Source organism: Vibrio sp. Vb2880 (assembly GCF_033337975.1).
Lineage (GTDB): Bacteria > Pseudomonadota > Gammaproteobacteria > Enterobacterales > Vibrionaceae > Vibrio > Vibrio alginolyticus.
In genome coordinates this window covers 24529-43357 of record NZ_JAWORT010000012.1, presented here as the reverse complement: position 1 = coordinate 43357, position 18829 = coordinate 24529, and the positions used below count along the sequence as shown (strand labels likewise).

Genomic DNA, 18829 nt, shown 5'->3' with positions numbered 1-18829 from the left:
TACGCGCCCATTTCCTCTGTTGAGACCTTTCTATGCCATTTTCTAAGCTTGGTTTAAGCGCATCGATTGCTGATGCAGTAAAAGCGCTAGGTTATGAAAAACCCACTTCTATCCAACAAAAAGCCATTCCAATCGTATTGCGTGGCCGCAATTTAATTGCAGCAGCGCAAACGGGCACAGGTAAAACGGCCAGTTTTGTTCTGCCAATCTTAGAAAAGCTTAGTCGAGGCGAAACGCAACGTAAAAAACGCGCTCGTGCGATTATCCTAACGCCAACACGCGAACTTGCGCTTCAGGTTCATCAAAGTATTGAAGCTTATGGTAAAAACTTACCATTACGCTCAATGGCGATGTTTGGTGGTGTGGATTATGCACCACAAAAACAAGCCTTGATCGAGGGGGTCGATATTGTGGTAAGCACGCCTGGGCGCTTGATTGATCTGTACGGTCAACGCGCGATTCACTTTGATGAAGTGGAAATGCTAGTGCTTGATGAAGCCGACAAAATGTTGGATATGGGATTCATCGATGCGATCGACAAAATCGTCGACTGTATGCCAGAACATGTGCAAAGTTTGCTGTTCTCAGCGACGTTATCTAACCCTGTTCGTGACTTGGCGAAAAATGCGATTATTGATCCTGAAGAGATCACGATTGCAAAGCACAGTGCCTCAAAATCAAATATTAAACAGTGGATCACGACCGTCGATAAAGACATGAAGTCGTCGCTGTTAAGTCACTTGCTTAAAGAAAATGACTGGTCGCAAGTACTGGTATTTATTGAAACTAAACACGGCGCAGCCAAACTGGTAAGCCAACTTGAGAAACGTGGCATTGTGGCAGAAGCATTCCACAGTGGCCGTAATCAGCGTGTTCGCCAGGAATTAATAGAAAAGTTTAAAGCGGGTGAAATCCAGTACTTAGTCGCAACCGGCGTTGCTGCGCGCGGTATTGATATTGATAATCTGCCAGTTGTCATCAACTACGATTTACCTTACCCAGCGGATGAGTATGTACATCGTATTGGTCGTACAGGTCGTGCTGGCGCGAAAGGTGAGGCGATATCACTGGTTTCAAAAGACGACTTTAAGAACCTCTGCATGATTGAAAGTCGTTTAGGGCACTTGCTAGAGCGAGTGGAAATTGAAGGTTTTGCGCCAAGAAAGCCAGTACCAATTTCAATTTTAAATTACGTGCCTAAGAATAAACGTAAACCGCACGATAAGCGCGAATCAAAATAGCCAGTTTATCCCATGATCTAAAAGCCGCATTCTTGCGGCTTTTTGCGTTTTAAGGCATCCAATTATGTAGCCATCGCGACGGTTTCTATTCGGTAATGAGGAAAAAAGTTAATCAGTGTCATACGCTTAACACGTAAAGTGAATCAAGGTGCGTTAAGCTTTTGTCAATTATCTGTCCGCAGGTTTGCACAAGGTAAGGAATGGGCGCAAACTTTTTTGCTTGCTAATGAATGCATAATAAGATGGGGCACAAATGAAAACAGGTGATAAGCAATTCGCCGTTATTGGTCTTGGCCGATTTGGTTTGGCAGTGTGTAAAGAGTTACAAGATTCAGGCGCTCAAGTTTTAGCCGTTGACATCAACGAAGACAGAGTTAAAGAAGCCGCCAGTTTTGTTAGTCAGGCGGTTGTGGCTAACTGTACTCACGAAGAGACGGTTGCTGAGCTCAAACTTGATGATTACGACATGGTGATGATTGCCATCGGAGCGGATGTCAATGCCAGTATTCTTGCGACATTGATTGCTAAAGAGGCGGGAGTAAAGTCAGTATGGGTTAAAGCCAACGACCGCTTCCAAGCTCGTGTTCTGCAAAAAATTGGCGCAGACCACATTATCATGCCTGAGCGTGACATGGGGATACGTGTCGCGCGTAAAATGCTCGATAAACGGGTTCTTGAGTTCCACCCATTAGGCAGTGGCTTAGCTATGACGGAGTTTGTGATTGGCTCTCGTTGGATGGGTAAGACACTAAGTGATTTGGCTCTGTGCAAAGTCGATGGCGTGCAAGTGCTAGGGTTTAAACGGGGCCCAGAAATTACCAAGGCACCTGACCTTAATACCACACTAGAAATTGGTGACCTAATTATTGTGGTCGGCCCTCAAGATGCGCTCGCAAATAAATTAAAATCGCTATGACGTATTTTCATCAGAAAGGTGTTTTTTACGCACCAGATGGTAAACAAGAGAAAGCGAAAGGCAATGAACCGCGAATTATATTGCTCAGTTTTCTCGGTGTTTTACTGCCTTCTGCGGTATTGCTAACCTTGCCAGTATTTTCTGTTACGGGCCTGTCGATAACGGATGCTTTGTTTACCGCAACGTCCGCTATTAGTGTGACAGGGCTTGGTGTTGTCGATACTGGGCAACACTTTACGCTTGCGGGTAAAATCTTGCTGATGTTTTTAATGCAAATCGGTGGGTTGGGGCAGATGACTTTGTCGGCGGTCTTACTCTATATGTTCGGCGTGCGTTTGAGTTTGCGTCAACAAGCGCTGGCGAAAGAAGCATTAGGGCAAGATCGGCAAGTCAATCTAAACCGACTAGTAAAGCGGATTGTTGTTTTCGCGCTTGTTGCAGAAACGGTCGGGTTTATTTTTCTCTCTATCCGCTGGGTCCCTGAAATGGGCTGGCAGACTGGTATGTTTTACGCCTTGTTTCATGCAATTTCTGCATTTAACAACGCTGGGTTCGCGCTGTTTTCTGACAGTATGATGAGCTTTGTGAATGATCCGTTGGTTATCTTTACACTGGCGGGGCTATTCATTTTTGGCGGGCTTGGTTTTACTGTTGTGGGTGACATCTGGCTAAACTGGCGCAAAGGTTTCCACTTTTTGCATCTTCACACCAAAATCATGCTGATTGCGACACCGATATTGCTCTTAGTCGGAACGATGATGTTTTGGTTACTTGAGCGAAGCAACCCAAACACAATGGCGTCTTTACCTGCAACAGGGCAATGGTTGGCGGCATTCTTTCAATCTGCGAGTGCGCGAACGGCAGGGTTTAATAGTGTTGACTTGGCGTTGTTTACCCAGCCGGCCTTACTGGTCATGATTGTTCTGATGTTAATTGGAGCGGGTTCCACCTCAACGGGGGGCGGTATTAAAGTTTCCACATTTGCTGTTGCGTTTATGGCTACGTGGACCTTTTTACGCCAAAAGAAACATGTGGTTATGTTTAAGCGAACCATAAATTGGCAAACTGTGACTAAGTCATTGGCAATTATCGTTGTGAGCGGAGCCATCCTGACAAGCGCAATGTTTTTATTGATGCTTACCGAGAAGGCCAGCTTTGATAAGGTTATGTTTGAAACCATTTCCGCATTTGCCACAGTGGGGCTCACCGCCGGTTTGACTGCGGAACTTTCTGAACCTGGTAAATACATTATGATCGTGGTGATGATCATTGGTCGTATTGGGCCGCTCACGCTTGCCTACATGTTGGCACGTCCTGAACCTACCTTGGTCAAATACCCAGAAGACGCCGTTCTTACAGGTTAATATAGCGTTAAACAATGGCCGCGCGACCATTACGAGCATTGATTAATAGCAGTGCTCGTACATTTATAGAATATGTGGAATGTTGCCCAGTTTTACCTACAAATTCGTAGAAGTTCATTTCTTCTTCCTTTCGTTTCGATACTATTCATTCACTCAATTTATATTCTCAGAAGCTACGCTCATAACAGCGTTTTGGAATCCGACGCTTTTGTAGTGTGACACCAAACTACGTCGTGTTATCTGAGCGAATTGATACCAGCCTTCGTCAATAGTCACTCAGTCTTACTCTATGCCCATAGGGTTACTTTGTGCTTGTTGTGCTTGGTATTAATTAACGAATCGAAAAGATGGAGTCGTACTTTGAAATTCAACACACTCGCCATGGCTATGCTAACTGCGCTTCTTGCAGGGAAGAGCATGGCAACTACTCCGCCATCACCGGTTTGGCATACTATTGCGTTGAGCGATGGTAGCTCCAGTGAGGCAATTCTACGTGGAACGGCAGATTTCCACTGGTTTGAAGATAAGCAGGGCAATGCCTTACTTCAGGAAGACGGCGTTTGGTTTTTCGCGCAGATTCAGCGCGAGTCAGACACGCCAATATTGATCTCGACAGGTGTGGTGAAAACGCAGTCGAGTGAGCCACCTGAGTCGGCGAGGTTTCGCCCGGATTTACAAGTTAAACCGCAATTATCTTCTCTAAAAACCATTGAACCGATGGCACGAAAAAACCTACTGCGTTCGGCGCAAGGTTACCAGGCGATGAGCAGTTCAACGGTGAAGCAGCAGCCCCTATTGGTTGTGCAAGTTTCGTTTGATGACCAAGCAATGGTGCATGATTTTGAGCAACGCGTATTTAATACCAATGGTCAAAGCGTTGTGGATTACTTTGATAAAAACTCTCAAGGTAAATTCAAAGTTGTTCCTGCACTTGAGAGTTACGGCACCGCCAATGACGGTGTGATAGATGTGACTGTGGCACAAAGCCACCCTAACTGTCACTCTAGTTCGACTGATAAAACATGCACCGCCAAGTTGAATGCGGTTTTCACCGAGGCTTATCAAAAACTGGATCCATACTTTAATCTTTCGGCCTACGACAGCAATCAAAATGGTACCGTAGAACCGTCAGAACTCTCTGTCATGTTTATTTTTGCGGGGGGCGATCGTTCAACAGGGGTTCTCAACCGTCCTGCTATTTGGCCGCACAAATTCTCTCACGATGATGTCACACTAGATGGTAAAAAGATCACAGACTATTGTGTGTTCGCTGACTATCAAGTTGATCATCAAGCGACCTTGGGCGTGATCGTACACGAGCTTGGCCACTTAATGCTTGGCTTACCGGATTTGTACGCAAGGAACAGTGATGCCTCGATCGGCTCTTGGGGCGTGATGGGTGGCGGTTCATGGGCGCAGAAACCGGGAGATTCATACGCTGGTGACACTCCGGTGAACATGAGTGCATGGAGCAAACACGCTGCTGGTTTTGTTGTACCAACGGTAACTCATGAAAGTCCAGCGCCTATTTCTGTGAACAACGACGATGTCAAGCTGGTGTATCTCGACCCGTACTTGAAAGAGTTTGGCCCACGTGTTTACTTGGAAAATCGCACCTTTAGCGGTTACGACCGAGCATTGGCGGCTGAAGGTATCCTGGCGACGTCGGTCAATGTCCAGAACCGCTTTAATGATGTTGGCGCGATGCAGGTTCAAATCATGCAGGCTGATGGTCTGAATGAGTTAGAAAATGATGGTAGGAGTGACGCTGACGATTTGTACCCTAATGGTGGCGATGTCATTTCAGATACATCGACCCCGGGTCTGAGAGCGATCACAGGGTTTGATACTGGGGTTCGTATTTCCAACATTGCCAGCAACACCAACGGCGGTAGCTTTTCTCTTGAGCATACAAACGAACCAAATAAATCAGCATGGCTGAACTCTCTTCATCAAGGTTATGTGTACGCGAGTGGGAGTAACACTCTGGCGGTGTCACTGGACTTGAATAGTGATACAGAGCTTGATGGCCTTCAACTTTACGCGCAAAGAGATAGCGCTCAAAGTGACATGATTTATCGAGTTTGGCGATTCCCATTTTCTGGAAACATTGGCTATCGATTAATATTGAATCAAAACAACGCTGAGCTTTTACAGCAAGGTAACTTCCAAAAGTCATCTCGAATTTTATTCCCTCAATCAAGCCAATTGAGTGCGGGTCAGCATTTATTGGTCGTTGAATTGGAAGGCGGTCAATTTGATGCAAACTTTGACTTCGGCCGCTTGCTAAAAACTGAAAAAGCCTCCCTACCTGTAATGTGGACTGGTGATTACAGTGAGATTGGCACGTTTGGTCTAGAAAAAGCCGGGTTCTCTTATATTCCGTTTGCAGCATTATTAAATGTGGATGCGAGCAACTTGGTTGAAGCGAAATCTGATTCGTTACAAACCAATAAAAATACGCCAATCAAACTGAACCTGATGGACAATGATTTCATGGCGGTAGGGTATCAGTTCAATGTGGACATTGTGCAGAAGCCTGAGCACGGCACCATCTCTGGCAACCAGTACCAACCTGAAGCTAACTTCGTTGGTCTGGACACTTTCCAATATCGTTTGTTGTCGGTTGATGGTGCGTACTCATCTTCAATCGTGAATGTGCAGGTGGAAGTGCTTGGCAGCAACGAAGCGCCAGTGGCCGTGATTGATGTTGATAATAAAGACATGACGGTTGGGCAGCGAGTCACGTTGTCTGCGTTAAATAGTACGGATGCTGATGGTGACGTGTTGAGTTATAAATGGGAGCAGTTGGCTGGCACTTCAGTTTCTCTTGGCAATGCAACCAGTGTTAGCACAAGCTTTACGGTGCCTCAAGGTGCAAAAGCGGGTGAGGTTCTGACATTCCGTTTAACCGTGACTGATCCTAGTAATGAAACGTCCAGTGCTACCGTCGATTTAACCATGAAAAACGCAGCGCCACTTACGCTTGCAGATACGGCGACCGTTGCCGTTGGTGAAAGTATTCTGATTGATGCAGCGAGCAATGATTCGGATGTGAACGGCGATAAACTGGTTGTAGAAAGCGTACAGAACGTAACGGGTGTGGGAAGTGCGAGTGTAGAGAATGGCAAAATCCGTTTTCAAGCACCGGATAGCCCTACTGACGGCATCAAGCTGCAATATACGGTTTCAGACGGTCATGGTGCCACTGCTACGGGGGAAGTTATCGTGACGGTTGTTGCTTCTTTGAAGACAACGACATTCAAGAACTCTGAAGGTAGCGGCAGTGTTTCTTATTGGGCTTTGATGTTACTTGCAACATTAGGCTGGCGACGTCGCGTCTAAAACGGTATTGAATTGCGGTATAAGCCACTCACATTGAGTGGCTTATTTTTTATCTGATCTATTTTGGTTTCGTTCTCATTGTCTTATGAGATGTGTTTCTCATTATTTTTAAAGCGATTTTTCTACTCTGCGGTTACCCTAGGGGCCGATTTTTATGAACTAAGGATGTTATATGTCTACCGAGGGCTTTTCTGTTTCGGAAATATGCCGAGAAGCGGCAGTGATGGTCAGAAGGAATCTACTCGCAATTGTTATTGCTTGTATTCCGTTGATTATCGTGCACTCAATTTTTGCTTTTATGTATCCTGAAATGACGGGGCAAGATCAAGCGAACGTTCAAGAAGGCAATGTCGCAGGATTTTATTTCGTCACAATTATTTTGTACCCACTTGTTGCCGCTATGGCGGCTGTGCGTGTGCATCGAATTTATTTAGCCGGCGATTACATGCACTCTGCGTTGGATGTATTTCGTTTGTCAGCTCGAGAATTCCGTTTCATAGGCTGGTGGATACTGTTTGGACTGATGATGATGCTCGTTATTGGTATCCCGATCTTTGTGTTGTCGTTTATCTACATTGCAGAAAGTGGTGAAGCCGACTTTGTTGCTATGGCTATTATCACAACGATTGCAAGCATTCCTGGCTATTGGGTAATGGCGCGATGGTCATTTGTGTTGCCAGCGACTGCAATGGATCATCAACCGCGCAGTTTGCGTCGTTCGTGGAACCAGAGCAGAGCATACAACAAACAAGTATTCATTTTGATGGGACTAATTCCATTGGGTGCGGGCTTGCTCAGTCAGCTGATCTTTAGCCACTTTACGAATCTCTTTATGTTGAGCCTCGTCGGTGTGGCCTATGGTATTTTTGGCGCGTACCAGCTGGCATTGTTATCGTTGAGCTATAAAACGGTAGTGGATATCGAACGCGCTCGTTTTGATACGCCATCACAGCCACCAAAAACGGGTGAAGAATTTTCCGCTTAACCCTTTGATCGTTTTTACATGCTACCTCCGTTTAGGAGACGGTCTGCGGCAGGTTGATACCTTCCTGCCGCTTTCGCGTTATTCACGCAAAATACCCATGCCCATTTCATGGCTGAATGAAAGGGACATTCACACGTATACTCACAACAGTACTTCTTTTTATTAAGGAACCCTACATGTCCATTTGGCAACGGGTCAATTTCACCCATCGCTTTAGTCAATTACCGTCAGCGTTCTATACGTTGGTCGAGCCACAACCCTTGGACAACACTCGCTGGGTCGCTTGGAATGGTGAGTTTGCACAGCAGTTTGGTTTACCAGAAGAGCAAAACGATGAGTTATTGGCGGTTTTTTCTGGGCTAAGTGAATTCGAACAATTTCGTCCTCTTGCGATGAAATATGCAGGCCATCAGTTTGGCGTTTACAACCCAGATTTGGGCGATGGACGTGGATTACTGTTGGCAGAAATTGAGCATCAGGATGGTACTTGGTTTGATCTTCACCTCAAAGGTGCAGGGCTAACGCCTTACTCGCGAATGGGGGATGGGCGAGCGGTATTACGCTCAACTATCCGTGAGTACTTGTGCAGTGAAGCCATGGCGGGCCTTGGGGTTCCCACGACACGTGCTCTCGGTATGATGGTCAGTGATACACCTGTTTATCGAGAAAAAACGGAATCGGGCGCTTTGTTACTTCGAATGGCTGAAACCCATGTTCGATTCGGTCACTTTGAGCATTTCTTTTACACCAACCAGTTAGCAGAGCAGAAGCTGTTGGCGGATAAGGTGATTGAGTGGCACTTTGCTGATTGTGCATCGGCGGAGAAACCATATGCCGCGATGTTTGACGCCATCGTGACTAAAACAGCCGAGATGATCGCATATTGGCAAGCTTTTGGTTTTGCGCATGGTGTGATGAATACCGATAACATGTCAATTCTTGGGCAAACTTTTGATTATGGTCCGTTTGGCTTTCTTGATGATTATGAGCCGGGATACATTTGTAATCATTCAGACTACCAGGGTCGTTACGCATTTGATCAACAGCCTAGAATTGCGCTTTGGAACCTGTCAGCACTGGCGCATGCGCTATCGCCACTCGTTGAACGAGAAGATTTAGAATCGTCGTTGAGTCAATTTGAAGTTCATTTAAGCCAGCAGTTCAGCCGCCTCATGCGTGAAAAGTTGGGCTTAAAAACCAAGATAGCGGAAGATGGGCGTTTGTTTGAAGCTATGTTTGAGCTTCTTCACCAGAACAAAACGGACTACACTCGCTTCTTCAGAACGCTTTCAAACCTTGATAATGCGCCTTCCCAAGCCGTAATCGATTTATTTCTCGACCGAGAAGCTGCGCGAGCTTGGCTTGATCTGTACTTAGCTCGGTGTGAGCTAGAGGTTGATGAACTAGGGGGCCTGATTTCAACCGAACAGCGTTGCAAACAGATGCGTCAAGCCAATCCCAAATACATCTTGCGTAACTACTTGGCTCAGTTGGCGATTGATAAAGCGGAAGAAGGGGACTTTAGCGAATTACACCGATTGGCCGAACTGTTAAAACGCCCATTTGATGAGCAACCCGAGTTTGATGATTATGCGAAATTGCCGCCGGAATGGGGGAAGAAAATGGAGATAAGCTGTTCTTCATAAATGGGTCATTTCCCACCCATTTATATCTTTTTCTTGGGTGGAATTCACTCGTTACACTTCGGATTCATGTTAACGGGCTTTGTTAATTTATTGAAATATATATAAATTTTAACATGGTCCATTAATTGCTCTTTGTTGAACATCCGTACCCATCGCCTAACACCTAGTTACTCATGGACGGGATGGGATGTGATTCAACAAGGAGAATAATAATGTTTAAGCCTCTAACTCTACTATCTGTCTCTGCACTTGCTGTTACCAGTTTTAATGCTGCCGCAAATTGTGACCCGGGTGAAACGGTCATCAAGTTTAGCCATGTAACGAATGCGGACAAACACCCTAAAGGCATCGCGGCTTCGTTACTTGAAAAGCGCGTCAACGAAGAGATGAACGGTAAAGTCTGTATGCAGGTGTTTCCTAACTCAACACTTTATGATGATGACAAAGTGTTGGAAGCGCTACTGAATGGTGATGTTCAACTCGCTGCTCCTTCTCTTTCTAAGTTTGAGAAATTCACCAAGAAGTACCGCCTTTTCGATCTCCCTTTCTTGTTCGATGATGTCGACGCGGTTGACCGTTTCCAAAACTCGGAAGCGGGTGAAAAGCTGAAAAATTCAATGAAACGTCGTGGCCTACAAGGCATTGCGTTTTGGCATAACGGCATGAAGCAAATGTCAGCCAACAAGCCGCTCATTTCTCCAACTGATGCTGAAGGACTTAAGTTCCGTGTTCAAGCGTCTGATGTACTCGTTGCTCAGTTTGAGCAGCTAGGTGCTAACCCACAAAAAATGTCGTTCAAAGAAGTTTACGGCGGCTTGCAAACTAAGGTTATTGATGGTCAAGAAAATACTTGGTCAAACATTTACGGCAAAAAATTCTTCGAAGTTCAAGATGGCATTACGGAAACGAACCACGGAATTCTGGATTACTTAGTTGTGACGTCAAACGACTTCTGGAAAAACCTACCAGATGATCAGCGCGAGCAGTTAAACACCATTATTCAAGAGGTAACTGCTCAGCGTAATGCTGAGTCAACCAAAGTAAACCTTGCGAATAAGAACAATATCATCGAAGCCGGTGGTGTGGTTCGTACTCTAACGCCAGAACAGCGCCAAGAGTGGGTCACTGCACTTCAACCAGTATGGAAGAAGTTCGAAAAAGACATTGGTTCTGACCTAATCGAAGCCGCTTTGGCGTCTAACCAAAAATAATAACACCTAGCACATTTAGCCCTCTCAAACTGAGGGGGCTCTTTCCCCCTACAGACGACGTGATGTAATTATGGAACAGACTTTTTTTGCCAAGGCTGGACGAATCACTGATGCCATTGAAGAGACTTTGATTGCTTTCTTCTTGGGTGCCATGACCTTGCTGACCTTTGCCAATGTCATCTTTCGTTATGTCTTTAACGACAATATTCTTTGGGCGCTTGAGCTCACCGTTTTCATGTTCGCATGGATGGTGTTGGTTGGTGCATCTTATGGTGTGAAAAAACACTTTCATATTGGTGTCGATGTCATTATTAACATCGTTCCGGAAGGTAAACGAAAAGCCCTGGCGCTTTTTGCAGCAATGTGTTGCTTAGCCTTCTCTATTTTGCTGTTAATTGGCGCTTGGAACTACTGGTATCCGTTCGCTACTGACCGAGCGTGGTATGAAACGGACGATATTCCGATGCCTGAAATACTCCAGTTCATGGCCGACTGGCTAAATGAGGGAGAGCGTTATGAAAAGCTGCCACGTTTTATTCCTTACTTCGCTTTGCCACTTGGAATGGCGCTACTAACGTTTAGATTTGTTCAAGTCACGTGGCAAATCGCTACTGGTAAGCTCGATCGCTTGATTGCAGGACATGAAGCGGAGGAAGAGCTCGAATCTCTTAAAGCTGAGATGAGTGACGCTGAAGACGTAATGGCTCCAAAGGCCTCGCAAGACGCTAAAAACAAGGAGCAATAAGCCATGGATATCTTATTTCTATTTTTGATGGTAATTGGCTTTATGCTGGTTGGCGTGCCAATTGCTATTTCGCTGGGCCTTTCCAGTGTTCTTTTCCTTTTAATGCATTCGGATGCCTCTTTAGCGTCAGTCGCTCAAACGCTGTTTAATGCATTCGCGGGCCACTACACGCTATTGGCTATTCCATTCTTTATATTGGCTTCAAGCTTTATGTCGACGGGTGGCGTAGCAAAGCGGATCATTCGTTTCGCCATTGCCATTGTAGGCTGGTTCCGCGGCGGTTTGGCGATGGCTTCGGTTGTAGCGTGTATGATGTTTGCCGCGTTGTCAGGTTCCTCACCTGCAACGGTTGTTGCCATAGGTAGTATTGTTATCGCAGGCATGATCAAAAACGGTTACTCAAAAGAGTTTGCCTCTGGGGTAATTTGTAACGCAGGTACGCTAGGGATTTTGATCCCACCTTCGATTGTGATGGTGGTGTATGCAGCCGCAACGGATGTGTCAGTTGGACGTATGTTCCTTGGTGGTGTGATTCCCGGTTTGCTGGCGGGTGTCATGTTGATGATCGCGATTTACATTGCCGCGAGAATCAAGAACCTTCCAAAGCAACCTTTTGTCGGTTGGAAAGAAACTTTTGATGCCGCCAAGGATGCAAGCTGGGGCTTGTTGTTGGTCGTCATCATTCTTGGTGGTATCTATGGCGGTATCTTTACGCCGACAGAAGCCGCTGCGGTTGCTGCTGTGTACTCATTCTTTATTGCTAACTTTGTATACAAAGACATGGGGCCATTTGCAGACAAGAAAAACACTAAACCTGCGCTCGTTAAAATCTTCCAAACCTTTGTTCATAAAGACACGAAACACACCCTGTATGAAGCGGGCAAACTCACCATCATGCTGCTGTTCATCATTGCTAATGCCTTAATTTTGAAGCATGTTTTAACGGAAGAACGCATCCCGCAAATGATCACCGAGTCGATGCTCTCGGCTGGTCTCGGACCCATCACTTTCTTGATTGTGGTGAACGTCTTGTTGCTGATTGGTGGTCAGTTCATGGAGCCATCAGGCTTGTTGATCATTGTTGCGCCGCTCGTGTTCCCAATTGCGATTGCATTAGGTATAGACCCAATTCATTTGGGCATAATGATGGTGGTGAATATGGAGATAGGAATGATAACGCCGCCCGTGGGTCTTAACTTATTTGTGACCGCTGGTGTTGCCAAAATGTCGATGATGAACGTAGTGAAGGCAGCATTACCCTGGGTTGGAGTGATGTTCTTGTTCCTAATTATCGTCACATATGTACCATGGGTATCGACTTGGTTGCCTACTACCTTGATGGGGCCGGAGATCATTACCAAGTAATGGAAGCCAGAAAGTAGAAAGAGGTGTGAGAATTCACACCTCTTCATCTATTGATTTGTAACAAGTTTTGCGCGGGTCTGAATTAATTCGACGTTCATAGTGTCGCCACCTCTTTTTATTTTTACGACGCTCTTCACCGAGTCTTCTCTCTTCTTGATAGCAACCGTCTACGAGCACGGTATCTGTAACAATCGGTATTCTCACTTTTTCGTTCATATCTGTAACAACCATGATAAACCTGTTGTTAAAAATTATGATTCAAGTTGAATATAATGCCAATTATCTGAACGTGTTTTATTTGTAAAGGTCTTTATTTATTTGGTAACGCTGCATCTTGTCGTAAAGGGTTTTTCTTGGCACATTTAATTGGCACATTGTCTGTTTAATACTACCGTTGTTTTCTAATAAAGCGCCTTCAATGGCTGCTCTCTCAAACTCCGCCACTTGCTCTGCAAGGCTTGAGGAAGACTTAGCAACTGGGTTCGATTCTCCCAACTGAATTAACTTACCCAATAGTACAAAACGTTCTGCAGCATTTCTGAGTTCTCGAACATTACCAGGCCAGTCATGGCTCATCAGTTGCGCTAGATCTTGGGGTGACAAACTAGGTGAGCTTTTGCCATAACGTGAAGCTGCTACCAACAGAAAGTGGTGAAAGAGGGCGGGAATGTCTTCTTTTCGTTCGCGTAGTGGCGGGAGATCCAAGGTCACGACATTGAGCCGATAATAGAGGTCCTGACGGAAAGTACCTTCTTCAGCTGCGTGTTTTAAATCGACCTTTGTTGCGGCAATCACTCGAATATCTAAAGGCAATAATTCATTGGAACCGACACGCTCAATCACGCGCTCTTGTAATACCCTCAATAAACGAATTTGGGCTTGGATAGGCATCGACTCGATCTCATCCAAGAAAAGTGTGCCGCCTTGTGCAAACTCAAATTTACCGATACGACGGCTTTCGGCGCCAGTGAATGCGCCTTTTTCATGGCCGTAGAGTTCACTCTCAATTAAGTTCTCTGGAACCGCTCCACAATTTACGGCGACAAAGTTTTGGTTCCGGCGAGAGCTTTGCTCATGTAAAGAACGAGCGATTAACTCTTTCCCTGTACCGGTTTCACCAAACAATAAAATATCGGCGTCGGTATCGGCGATTTGGGTGATGGTCTCTCGTAATATTTGGATGCTAGAGGTTTCACCAATAACTCGTGGACCAAGGGTTTTACTGGCTTTAAGTGACAGGCGCAGTTTTTCATTTTCATTGGTTAGTTTGCGCTTCTCAATCGCCCGCTTAACCGTTTCAACCAAATGCTCTGGCGCAAAAGGTTTCTCAATAAAGTCGTAAGCGCCTTGATGAAGGGCTTGCACTGCCATGGAAATATCACCGTGTCCAGTGATCATGATGACGGGTAAGTTTGCATCGCGTTGAGTCAAAGTTGTTAGCATATCCATACCAGAAATGCCCGGTAAACAGATATCAGTGACCACGACGCCAGCTTCTTCTCCTTGCTGCATCGCTATTAAAGCCGATTCTGCATCCACAAAAAACTTGGCGTCGATATCCGCCAGTTCAAAGGTCTGTTCTATAGCGATTCTGAGATCGGCCTCATCATCAATAAAAAACACCTGACACATGATCTTATCCTTTTGATGGTTCAGTGTTGTAAGAAGTGATAGGTAAACACAATGAGAATCGAGCGCCGCCTTGTTCTCGATTATGGGCACATAATTTTCCATTCATACTGGCTAAGATTTGTTGCGAGATAGAGAGACCCAAACCTAAACCGTTCAGTTTAGTGGTTAGAAACGGCTCACATAAATCAGAAAGTGAGAAAGAGCCAAGTCCTGGGCCATTATCATCAACATGAATCCAAACTAAATCAGTGTGCTCATCGTGTTCTACAGATAATTCTACCTGTTTGTCTTGTTGTTCTTTGAGTGCTTCTATCGCATTAGTCAGTAAATTGACCAACACTTGCTCCAGTTGAATAATATTGATCTGCACTTCAACATCATGCTCTGGCAAATTTGTTTCTAACGTGACGCGCCCTGATTTAAATGCGGGCTTCATCAGTTCTTTTACAGAGGCTATCACAGGGAACAATCGAGATTGAGCCAACTCGTCACCACTGGTTTTTTTGGCGAAAGAGCGAAGTTGCTGACTGATATTTGCCATACGGTCAGTGAGAGCAGAAATGCGAGTGAGATTATCTTCCACTCGCTCATATTTTTCTTTTTTTAGAAACAGCTTGCCGTTCTCCGCAAAGCTACGAATTGCCGCAAGTGGATTATTCAGTTCGTGGCTGATACTGGCCGACATTTGTCCTAACACCGCGAGTTTCGCTGCTTGCACCAATTCGTCTTGAGTAACGCGTAAAGTTTGCTCGGTATCGATACGCTGTGCGATCTCCGCTTGCAACTCGGCAGTCCGTGCCATGACTTGATATTCCAACTTTTGATTGGCTTCTTGTTGAATTCGTTCAAGTTGCAAGTGACGCTGTTGACGGTGATAGATAAGCTGACCAATTAAAAACAAAACCATGAATGCTAGAGTGAGTACAAAGATGTAACCCATGGTGAACCAAACGATCGACTGTTTAGGAGACAGCACACGAATAGTCAGTTTGAGTTCGGGAAGGGGCAGCGAAGAGACCACCAAGGTTCCTTTATTGTATGGGTAACCCTGTTTAAGCTCAGAATGCACCTCGTCCAAACTACCCACTAATCCAAGCGTTTCAATTGGCGCATCAAGATATTGTTGGCTTGCCCAAACTTGCTTTTTCTCTTTTTTTGTCAGTGGTTGTAAGCTTTTGAGTAGCCATTCACTTCGGCTACTCATGAAAACAATTCCGTATGGGTCGCTGGCGACAAAAACACTGTTAGGTTGCTGCCAGTTGTCCTCTATCTTACTTAGGTCCATCTTCACCACGACGACACCAAGTACACCGCCAGCGTATACGATGGGATAAGAATAGTAGTAGCCACGTTTACCAGATGTTGAGCCCAGTGCGTAGTATTGGCTTCTTTTGCCTACAATGGCTTGTTTGAAATAAGGGCGAAATGCAAAATTTCGCCCGATAAAGGAGCGCTCTTTACGCCAGTTGCTGGCTGCGATCGTTGTACCCCATTGATCGATTAAGTACGTATCCGCTGCTTCAATCACGCCATTAACGGATTCTAAATACCGATTAGTGATTTCCAGTTGCGCACTGTTGTTGGGGTGCAGAAGCGCTTGATAAAGAGGATCATCTTTAGCTAGAAGATTTGGGATATGGGCGTACTTATCGAGTTTATTTTTTATATGGCCAGAAAACTGCTCCAGCTGTGATTGGTGTTTATCAAGTAGAGATTGATAACTGGTCTGCCAAACCCATTGGCCACCGATAATTGCGCACAGGAAATAGAAAGCAAAAAATGTCAGCAGAATCCGTTTTTTTTGCGACATCCTTACACTCCTTACAACTTCCTTTGGTCACGTAAGAAAATGTTAATAGTTTGTAGGAAGGATTAGGGATTTAGTTTTCAACTCTGTGGAGTAAAACAAGAGCAAGATCTCTTTTTAGGCTTTTCGATAAAAAAACCGGTCGATTCTCTTGAAAAAGTCGCTATTGTCCCCATTCTAGATATGCTGGCGATGCTTAGACGGTGTCTGAATCGCATTTTTGAAGAAAAAATGGGTCAGCATTCGAGAATTTAGCGCAGACAATGTCCACATAGTGGCTATTGGCTCGACAGGGTTGCGACAGATCGCTAGAATGTCGCGTCTAAAAATTCTGTCCTGAGGCTAATAGGAGATACCTTTGGTTATTTTATCGAAGATATCACTGATTAGTCCGGTACTGACAACCAGTATCGATACTCGATTTTAAATTAGGTGTTCGGACAGAACACTACACAAGGATGAAGCGTAAGCTCCTCTGAGTTTCGCTCATACGCTCGGAAAACCGAGCCACTTTAGAGGTTTATATATAATGCAAGTTACTGTTGAAACGCTAGAGGGCCTAGAGCGCCGTCTAAACATTACTGTTCCAGCTGCAAACATCGAAGACGCTGTAACAGCTGAACTACGCAACATCGCTAAAAACCGTCGTTTCGATGGTTTCCGTAAGGGTAAAGTGCCTCTAAAAATGGTTGCTAAGATGTACGGCAAAGCAGTACGTCAAGACGTTCTTGGTGAAGTAATGCAACGCCACTTCATCGAAGCTATCGTTAAAGAGAAAATCAACCCAGCTGGCGCTCCAACTTTCGCTCCTGTAGAGAACAAAGAAGGTTCAGACCTAGTTTTCACTGCAACTTTTGAAGTTTACCCAGAAGTTGAGCTTAAAGGCCTAGAGAGCATCACTGTTGAAAAACCACTAACAGAAGTTAAAGATGCAGACGTAGAAGAGATGATCGATACTCTACGTAAGCAACAAGCAACTTGGGTTGAAGTTGAAGAAGCAGCAGAAGATGGCAAACGCGTAAGCATCGACTTCGTTGGTTCTATCGACGGTGAAGAGTTCGAAGGCGGTAAAGCTGAGAACTTCCCTCTAGAAATGGGTGCTGGTCGCATGATCCCTGGTTTCGAAGACGGTATCGCAGGTAAAACTGCTGGTATGGAATTCGACATCGACGTGACTTTCCCAGAAGATTACCACGCTGAAAACCTAAAAGGTAAAGCAGCTAAGTTCGCAATCAAAGTGAACAAAGTTGAAGCTCGTGAACTACCAGAACTAAACGACGAGTTCGTTGCTAAGTTCGGTGTTGTTGAAGGTGGTGTTGAAGCACTTAAAGCTGAAGTTCGTAAGAACATGGAACGCGAACTTAAGCAAGCTGTTAAGAACCGCATCAAAGAGCAAGCGATTGACGGTCTAGTTGAGCAAAACGACATCAACGTACCATCAGCGCTTATCGAGCAAGAAATCCAAGTTCTACGTCAACAAGCTGCACAACGCTTCGGTGGTAACCCAGAAGCTGCTGCTCAGCTTCCACGTGAACTGTTCGAAGAACAAGCTAAACGTCGCGTAGTTGTTGGTCTTCTACTAGGTGAAGTAATCAAATCTGAAGAGCTAAAAGCGGACGACGAGAAAGTTAAAGCGCTAATCGAAGAAATGGCTACTGCATACGAAGATCCATCAGAAGTTATTGCTTACTACGAGCAAAACGAAGAAATGATGAACAACATGCGCAACGTAGCTCTAGAAGAGCAAGCAATCGACGCGATCATCGCTAAAGCACAGGTTTCTGAGAAAGAAGTAGGCTTCAACGAGCTACTTAACCAACAACAACCTGCTGCTTAATAAGCAATATCTTGCGTAGAAGGTTGACTTAACGTTAACTATTCTGCTAACAATGGTCCGTATGATAGTCATCATCCGGGCCATTTATTTTAGGGACATAAGAATATGAGCTACCAAGAAAAAAATGCAATGTCGCCAATTATGGACGCGCTAGTACCAATGGTGGTTGAACAAACTTCCCGAGGCGAACGCTCTTACGACATCTACTCACGTCTGCTGAAAGAGCGCGTGATTTTTTTAACGGGTCAAGTGGAAGACCACATGGCAAACCTTGTCGTGGCTCAGCTACTTTTCCTAGAATCTGAAAATCCAGATAAAGATATTTTCCTATACATCAACTCACCAGGCGGCAGCGTAACAGCAGGTATGTCTATTTACGACACCATGCAGTTCATTAAGCCAAATGTGAGCACAGTATGTATGGGTCAAGCATGTTCAATGGGTGCCTTCCTGCTTGCAGGTGGTGCGCCAGGTAAGCGTTATGTACTGCCTAACTCACGTGTAATGATCCACCAACCATTGGGTGGTTTCCAGGGTCAAGCTTCTGATATCCAAATCCATGCTCAGGAAATCCTGACGATTAAACAGAAGCTAAACAAGTTGTTAGCAGAACATACAGGCCAACCTCTTGAAGTCATTGAGCGCGATACTGATCGTGATAACTTCATGTCATCAGAGCAGGCTGTGGAATACGGTATCGTGGATGCAGTGTTAAGCCACCGTGGCGAGTAATTT

14 protein-coding genes and 1 pseudogene are annotated in these 18829 nt (G+C 45.2%); 12 read left to right on the top strand and 3 right to left on the bottom strand.

The genetic code is table 11. The features are described from left to right. Positions 1 to 32: 32 nt before the first annotated feature. The 9 genes from R7M92_RS14280 to R7M92_RS14240 all read left to right on the top strand — a co-directional run bounded on the left by R7M92_RS14280 (position 33) and on the right by R7M92_RS14240 (position 12818). Positions 33 to 1241, top strand: a complete 1209-nt coding sequence (locus R7M92_RS14280) for a DEAD/DEAH box helicase (protein WP_005382264.1) — start codon at positions 33 to 35, stop codon at positions 1239 to 1241. Between the two features lie 253 nt (positions 1242 to 1494). After that, positions 1495 to 2157, top strand: coding sequence for a potassium channel family protein (locus tag R7M92_RS14275; protein ID WP_005388291.1), 663 nt, complete (start codon positions 1495 to 1497; stop codon positions 2155 to 2157). After that, positions 2154 to 3521 carry a TrkH family potassium uptake protein gene (locus tag R7M92_RS14270; RefSeq protein WP_025766961.1) on the top strand — a complete coding sequence of 456 codons (1368 nt, stop codon included), beginning with the start codon at positions 2154 to 2156 and terminating at the stop codon, positions 3519 to 3521. The genes R7M92_RS14275 and R7M92_RS14270 overlap by 4 nt, the downstream gene beginning before the upstream one ends. A 360-nt stretch (positions 3522 to 3881) precedes the next feature. Then, a complete protein-coding gene (locus R7M92_RS14265; RefSeq protein ID WP_017819926.1) occupies positions 3882 to 6866 on the top strand; it encodes a M6 family metalloprotease domain-containing protein in 2985 nt (994 codons plus the stop codon). Positions 6867 to 7038: 172 nt separating this feature from the next. Further along, on the top strand, positions 7039 to 7851 hold the full coding sequence (locus R7M92_RS14260) for a sugar transporter (protein ID WP_104975968.1): 813 nt from the start codon (positions 7039 to 7041) through the stop codon (positions 7849 to 7851). Between the two features lie 176 nt (positions 7852 to 8027). After that, entirely contained in the window at positions 8028 to 9497 is a 1470-nt protein-coding gene (locus R7M92_RS14255) for a protein adenylyltransferase SelO (protein ID WP_053303268.1), read from the top strand. A 212-nt stretch (positions 9498 to 9709) separates the two neighbouring features. Then, a complete protein-coding gene (locus tag R7M92_RS14250) occupies positions 9710 to 10708 on the top strand; it encodes a TRAP transporter substrate-binding protein (protein WP_017634784.1) in 999 nt (332 codons plus the stop codon). A gap of 70 nt (positions 10709 to 10778) precedes the next feature. Beyond that, complete coding sequence (locus R7M92_RS14245; RefSeq protein ID WP_005384308.1) at positions 10779 to 11453, top strand: TRAP transporter small permease; 675 nt, start codon at positions 10779 to 10781, stop codon at positions 11451 to 11453. A 3-nt stretch (positions 11454 to 11456) separates the two neighbouring features. Further along, a complete protein-coding gene (locus R7M92_RS14240) occupies positions 11457 to 12818 on the top strand; it encodes a TRAP transporter large permease (RefSeq protein WP_005382255.1) in 1362 nt (453 codons plus the stop codon). 33 nt (positions 12819 to 12851) lie between these two features. Here the strand turns inward: R7M92_RS14240 and R7M92_RS14235 are convergent, their stop codons facing one another. The 3 genes from R7M92_RS14235 to R7M92_RS14225 all read right to left on the bottom strand — a co-directional run bounded on the left by R7M92_RS14235 (position 12852) and on the right by R7M92_RS14225 (position 16260). After that, positions 12852 to 13034, bottom strand: coding sequence for a hypothetical protein (locus tag R7M92_RS14235; protein ID WP_080276915.1), 183 nt, complete (start codon positions 13032 to 13034; stop codon positions 12852 to 12854). Positions 13035 to 13112: 78 nt separating this feature from the next. Then, positions 13113 to 14450, bottom strand: a complete 1338-nt coding sequence (locus tag R7M92_RS14230) for a sigma-54-dependent transcriptional regulator (protein ID WP_005382254.1) — start codon at positions 14448 to 14450, stop codon at positions 13113 to 13115. Positions 14451 to 14454: 4 nt separating this feature from the next. After that, positions 14455 to 16260 (bottom strand): ATP-binding protein, encoded by a 1806-nt coding sequence (locus tag R7M92_RS14225; RefSeq protein WP_213962920.1) that lies wholly within the window; start codon positions 16258 to 16260, stop codon positions 14455 to 14457. A gap of 39 nt (positions 16261 to 16299) precedes the next feature. Between R7M92_RS14225 and R7M92_RS14220 the strand changes: the two are divergent. The 3 genes and pseudogenes from R7M92_RS14220 to clpP all read left to right on the top strand — a co-directional run bounded on the left by R7M92_RS14220 (position 16300) and on the right by clpP (position 18826). Beyond that, positions 16300 to 16512 (top strand): annotated as a pseudogene (locus R7M92_RS14220) (hypothetical protein). A 274-nt stretch (positions 16513 to 16786) separates the two neighbouring features. Next, positions 16787 to 18094 (top strand): trigger factor, encoded by a 1308-nt coding sequence (gene tig, locus R7M92_RS14215; protein ID WP_005382251.1) that lies wholly within the window; start codon positions 16787 to 16789, stop codon positions 18092 to 18094. A gap of 105 nt (positions 18095 to 18199) precedes the next feature. Then, positions 18200 to 18826: an ATP-dependent Clp endopeptidase proteolytic subunit ClpP gene (gene clpP, locus R7M92_RS14210; RefSeq protein ID WP_005382347.1), complete on the top strand. Its 627-nt coding sequence runs from the start codon at positions 18200 to 18202 to the stop codon at positions 18824 to 18826. Positions 18827 to 18829 lie beyond the last annotated feature (3 nt).

Excerpts from the sequence above, each read along its gene's own strand:
- R7M92_RS14280 (WP_005382264.1), top strand. The coding sequence starts at position 33 with ATGCCATTTTCTAAGCTTGGTTTAAGCGCATCGATTGCTGATGCAGTA.
- R7M92_RS14275 (WP_005388291.1), top strand. The coding sequence starts at position 1,495 with ATGAAAACAGGTGATAAGCAATTCGCCGTTATTGGTCTTGGCCGATTT.
- R7M92_RS14270 (WP_025766961.1), top strand. The coding sequence starts at position 2,154 with ATGACGTATTTTCATCAGAAAGGTGTTTTTTACGCACCAGATGGTAAA.
- R7M92_RS14260 (WP_104975968.1), top strand. The coding sequence starts at position 7,039 with ATGTCTACCGAGGGCTTTTCTGTTTCGGAAATATGCCGAGAAGCGGCA.
- R7M92_RS14255 (WP_053303268.1), top strand. The coding sequence starts at position 8,028 with ATGTCCATTTGGCAACGGGTCAATTTCACCCATCGCTTTAGTCAATTA.
- R7M92_RS14250 (WP_017634784.1), top strand. The coding sequence starts at position 9,710 with ATGTTTAAGCCTCTAACTCTACTATCTGTCTCTGCACTTGCTGTTACC.
- R7M92_RS14245 (WP_005384308.1), top strand. The coding sequence starts at position 10,779 with ATGGAACAGACTTTTTTTGCCAAGGCTGGACGAATCACTGATGCCATT.
- R7M92_RS14240 (WP_005382255.1), top strand. The coding sequence starts at position 11,457 with ATGGATATCTTATTTCTATTTTTGATGGTAATTGGCTTTATGCTGGTT.
- R7M92_RS14235 (WP_080276915.1), bottom strand. The coding sequence starts at position 13,034 with ATGAACGAAAAAGTGAGAATACCGATTGTTACAGATACCGTGCTCGTA.
- R7M92_RS14230 (WP_005382254.1), bottom strand. The coding sequence starts at position 14,450 with ATGTGTCAGGTGTTTTTTATTGATGATGAGGCCGATCTCAGAATCGCT.
- R7M92_RS14225 (WP_213962920.1), bottom strand. The coding sequence starts at position 16,260 with ATGTCGCAAAAAAAACGGATTCTGCTGACATTTTTTGCTTTCTATTTC.
- tig (WP_005382251.1), top strand. The coding sequence starts at position 16,787 with ATGCAAGTTACTGTTGAAACGCTAGAGGGCCTAGAGCGCCGTCTAAAC.
- clpP (WP_005382347.1), top strand. The coding sequence starts at position 18,200 with ATGAGCTACCAAGAAAAAAATGCAATGTCGCCAATTATGGACGCGCTA.